1 protein-coding gene is annotated in these 1,687 nt (G+C 44.0%); it reads right to left on the bottom strand.

Annotation, left to right across the window (positions count from 1 at the left end):
- A partial coding sequence (locus ICG50_RS12985; protein ID WP_187661328.1) for a T9SS type B sorting domain-containing protein occupies nucleotides 1–1,687 on the bottom strand: 1,687 nt, incomplete at both ends.

Here is a 1,687-nt window from a genome sequence, read left to right as displayed (position 1 = left end):
GTTGTCCGTTGTAGGTTCCGTCCCAGCCATCTCCTGCTGAACTGATTTGCTTGAGCAGTTTTCCATAGCGGTCAAATATATAAATTTTTGTTTGATCTGCATAATTAAATAATCCCACCACATTCCATGTATCATGAATACCATCTCCGTTCGGAGTAAAGTAATGTGGGTAATCAATCACTTGAACATCCTCAATGATAAGTTCCTCACAACTAAAGGCCAATCCGCCTTCGGTATCCCAAACATGGATAATGTGATTCCCTAACGATACTCCTTCAAAGATATTGCTCGTCTGTCTTGGTCCGTCATCCAAACTGTATTCATAGGTTCCCCAACCTTCCACTGTCACGGTAATGATTTGACTGTTGGTAAACGCATTGGTCACCGTATACCCTATCGTGCCTGTCGGGATACTAGCCTGTCCGGATTGTATCACATCAAAGCCTGCAGAGGTAGTCTCACACAATAACGGACTGTTGCTAATCACTCTAACCGTATAGTTTCTCGTGGCGCCTGTAGCCGAAGCCGTGTCAACCGTATAAGTTGGACCCGTAGCTCCAGGGATCAATACCGTATCCTCATACCATTCAAAGGTATAATCCGCCGGGTTTGGAATGTTGCTGTTTAAGATCAGTGGTCTTACTACTAATCCGCTAGTGAAGTCAACACAAATCGTAGTCACTCCATTTGGGGTAGTGATAATCGGATTCGGGTAACGCTCTATCTCAATCTCAATTGTAGTCAGTGCATAACAGAACGGTATAATGCTGTTGCTGCTGTTCTCTACTTTTACCCAAATGATGTCTGTATCCGGTTGGGTAATGTAAGCCTGTGCTTCTGCTAGCGTAAGGGCATTGGTCCCTGCTTCTGCATCGGCTTGGGTGTGATAATAACTAATCAAGAACACTGTCGCGTCTTGGCCGTTTAATATCGCTGAGGCATACTGAGTTAAATCCAACTGGAACACCCCATCATAAGGGTCGGTGTAAGTATCACAACTAGTGAATTCTTGTGGTCCTGTAGCCTGAGCATATTCCTCTACGGCCAAAGTAAGCACACCGGTAGCATTCACACATCCCGTAGCATTGTTCACTACTCGGATGTAGATGTTTTGACTATCAGGCGTGGTATTGGTGTAATTGTTTGGTAGTGGCGTTTCTCCCGTATTGGTTAGCGGATTAGCACCTTGTGGTGTTAGGTAATACGTAATGGTAAAATCTGCCGGGTTTTGTGTGCCCAAAATAGCGATTGCCAAATCAGGGTTGGTCAAATCAAATTCAGCCAGGCCATCAGCATCATTATCACAAACTCGGTAGGGTGCCAATGGCTGTACGATTTGTGGCAATGGATTAACCGTTAAAGGTTGTTCTACTAGTACAAAACAATTATTGCCTAAATAATCTACTCTGCTGTTCTCTACTCTAATCCATACACTCTGCTCATTAGGGTCAACATCTCCTACTAAAGCAGCTAGCGGAGTTAGAATTTCATTCTGAGGCACTAAAGCATCAGCTTGGCTGTGGTAATAATGCAACGTTAAATTAGGGTCGCCATTTAAAATGTAAGCCGCATTAACCGTTAAGTTAAATACTTCCTGCATATCGCCCGGGTTATTGTTATCACACTGCGCACCTAAACTCGGTGGATTGGTGTTCGGCGTTGGGATTGGTAAGACTCTGATGTCTAA

The organism is Flavobacterium buctense (genome assembly GCF_014486695.1).
GTDB lineage: Bacteria > Bacteroidota > Bacteroidia > Flavobacteriales > Flavobacteriaceae > Flavobacterium > Flavobacterium buctense.
This window is presented reverse-complemented; position numbering and strand designations above follow the sequence as displayed.